General features: G+C 63.2%; 4 protein-coding genes. 1 reads left to right on the top strand and 3 read right to left on the bottom strand.

Going from position 1 to position 2,227, the window contains the following annotated elements; translation table 11 throughout:
- Positions 1-437: hypothetical protein (locus SAZ01S_RS23125; RefSeq protein ID WP_218018165.1), on the top strand; the 437-nt coding region annotated here is incomplete at its 5' end.
- Between the two features lies 1 nt (position 438).
- On the opposite strand, the gene SAZ01S_RS23120 is transcribed toward SAZ01S_RS23125, so the two are convergent.
- The 3 genes from SAZ01S_RS23120 to SAZ01S_RS23110 all read right to left on the bottom strand — a co-directional run.
- Positions 439-1,362, bottom strand: coding sequence for a HEPN domain-containing protein (locus tag SAZ01S_RS23120; protein WP_084584679.1), 924 nt, complete (start codon positions 1,360-1,362; stop codon positions 439-441).
- A gap of 68 nt (positions 1,363-1,430) precedes the next feature.
- Positions 1,431-1,643 (bottom strand): sigma factor-like helix-turn-helix DNA-binding protein, encoded by a 213-nt coding sequence (locus SAZ01S_RS23115; RefSeq protein WP_084584678.1) that lies wholly within the window; start codon positions 1,641-1,643, stop codon positions 1,431-1,433.
- The coding region (locus SAZ01S_RS23110; RefSeq protein ID WP_245825163.1) for an ArdC family protein at positions 1,640-2,227 on the bottom strand (588 nt) is incomplete at its 5' end. The genes SAZ01S_RS23110 and SAZ01S_RS23115, both read right to left, overlap by 4 nt.

Raw genomic sequence — 2,227 nt, 5'->3', positions numbered from 1 at the left:
CCCCGCGCGCCTTTCGATTGTTCCCATTATGTTCTATCATCACAGCCTTTCCGAGTCGCCAGAAAGAGCCCGATATGTCGATCAAAATCGAACCACTGGAGAACGGGCGGCTGAAGCTTTCCAGTGACGTGGAGGACGAGATTTGCCTGTCTGCGCGTGCGCTCGACGAGGGCTTTGCGATCGCGACTTCGGACGGCACGCTGGTGCAGGGACGCGTCGACAATTGGGTCGACGAATGCCGATTTTCGGTCGCCGTCGAGGGCGCCGGTATCGCTACAATCAGCCGCGCGGAGCGCGGCGACGTGCTCGATCTGGCGTGGAAAGTCGAGTGGATCAGCGTCGCGATTGCCCGCGACATGCGCTGCGCCGAACGCAGCGAAGCGCCGCAGATGCAGCGCGAATTATCGTTCATCGACGCCGGGAAAATCGCCGCCTAGGTCAGGCGGCGGCGCTGCGTTCCAGTGCCGCAATCCGCTCTTCGCAGATCACCTGCACGGCCTGGCCAAGCGCTTCGACGCGCTCGCCCAGCCACGCCAGTTCCTCTTCGCTGATACGGTAATGTTTCGAGTAGCGCGCCTTCACATAGGCCTCTTTCAACTTCTCGAACCGGGCGCGGGCGCCGCGCTGATCACGCGGCCATGCGTCGACCAAGCGCGGGTCGATGCGCTCCGCCTGCGTGCGCAGGAAAGTCAGATTGTGCACGTGGGGCGTATAGAAGGTGCAGACCAGCAGCACGCAATGGTAAAGGCTTTCCGTGGCCTGATGCGTCAGGAAGGCCGCGTCTTTCAGATATCCCTTCCGACGCGCATCGGCAGCGAGGTCCAACTTGCTGGCAGCACTGGGAAACCATTCGACGAAATACTCACGTGCCATGGCCAACGCCTGCTTCGGCGTCTTAGGCTTGGGCTGATGCAGTTCGGTGTCATCGCTCTGGTACAACGCGATGCCGTCGCGAGCGACATCCATGAAGAAATAGCGCCCGTGCGCCAAGCCGTCGTTCACCTCCTGCAGGGTGTGGACGATGAAATTCACTGGCGTGCGGAGCGTCTTGGTGATCGCCAGTTCGCGGTTGAGCCGGTCGTCGGCGGTCGTCCAAAACTGGGCGCGATCGGTGAGCCTGTCGTTGTTGACGATAACCAGAAGGTCAAAGTCTGACTGATAGCCCTTGGCGGTATGGGGCTCGTCGACCCATCCGCCGCGCGCGTAGCTGCCGTACAGAATGACCTTGAGGATGCGCCCCTGCTTCTTCCAGTCCGAGGTCGCAACGGCGGTCGCGTCGCCGAATTCCTGGAACAGGATTTGGACGACACGCTCCAGCTCGCGCTGCTTGGCTGGCGGCAGATGATCGAGGCCGGTCCTCATGGATCGATCCTAACGCGCTGATGCCGCGAGGTACACCTCGCCCGCAGGTCGCGGGCGAGGTGTCGCGTTTATCTCGGCCATTTGCCGCGTTCGGCGCGATCCAGGGCAAGGATCACACGGGCAATGGTCTGCTCCACCTCGGCAACGCTGCAGTCATGCCGTTCGGCCGCTTCGACGTAGTTGCAATCATCAAACCGCACCGATCCGAAGATCGCCCGGTCACGGTCGGGCAGAGCGCGAAAGGCGTGACGCATTCGCCGCAAACGAAGCCAGCGCATCATTGCCCCGCCTCCCCATTCGCGACGAAACCGAGAAGATAATCTGCCGCCTTGCTGGCAGCGCTGGCCGCGCGGAAGATCGCCTTTTCATCCTCACGCAGCACCGCCAGCCAGCTGCCGATGTAATCCGCGTGCCGCACCGACGGCCGGATCGCCAGCGACGCACATGTGAACGCGCTCGCCATCTCCGCGACCAGCTCCTCACGGGCATAGGCGGCGCTGCCGAATGCGCCGGACTGGTCGCGGTCAAGGCGGGAGCGATGCCCGGTCCAGTGCCCCAATTCGTGCAGCACGGTGCGATACCAGTTGATGTGATTGTAGAATGCCAGCTGCGGTGGCACCGCGACATAGTTGCCGCCCGGGCTGTAATATGCGTCACCACCGCCGATCCGGATATCTGCCCCACATGCTTCCATCAGCGCATGCGCAGCAGGAATGCGGTCGGCTTGCGAGACGGGTTCGCCCTGCGCCACGGCCGTCAGCCGCTCGGGGAGTCCCTCGCACTGGTCGACATTGAACACGGTGAAGCGCCTGAGAAACGCCAGCTGCCGCGCCTCGCGATCCTCGTCGCGCGCCCGCTCGGCCTC

Origin of the sequence: Sphingomonas azotifigens NBRC 15497 (assembly GCF_002091475.1) — a bacterium.
Taxonomy (GTDB): Bacteria; Pseudomonadota; Alphaproteobacteria; order Sphingomonadales; family Sphingomonadaceae; genus Sphingomonas; species Sphingomonas azotifigens.
The sequence above is the reverse complement of the archived record's forward strand: the minus strand, read 5'-3'. Positions and strand labels throughout refer to the sequence as shown.

Bases quoted from the DNA above. Each gene is read 5' to 3' on its own strand.
- SAZ01S_RS23115 (WP_084584678.1), bottom strand. From the start codon at position 1,643: ATGATGCGCTGGCTTCGTTTGCGGCGAATGCGTCACGCCTTTCGCGCT.
- SAZ01S_RS23120 (WP_084584679.1), bottom strand. From the start codon at position 1,362: ATGAGGACCGGCCTCGATCATCTGCCGCCAGCCAAGCAGCGCGAGCTG.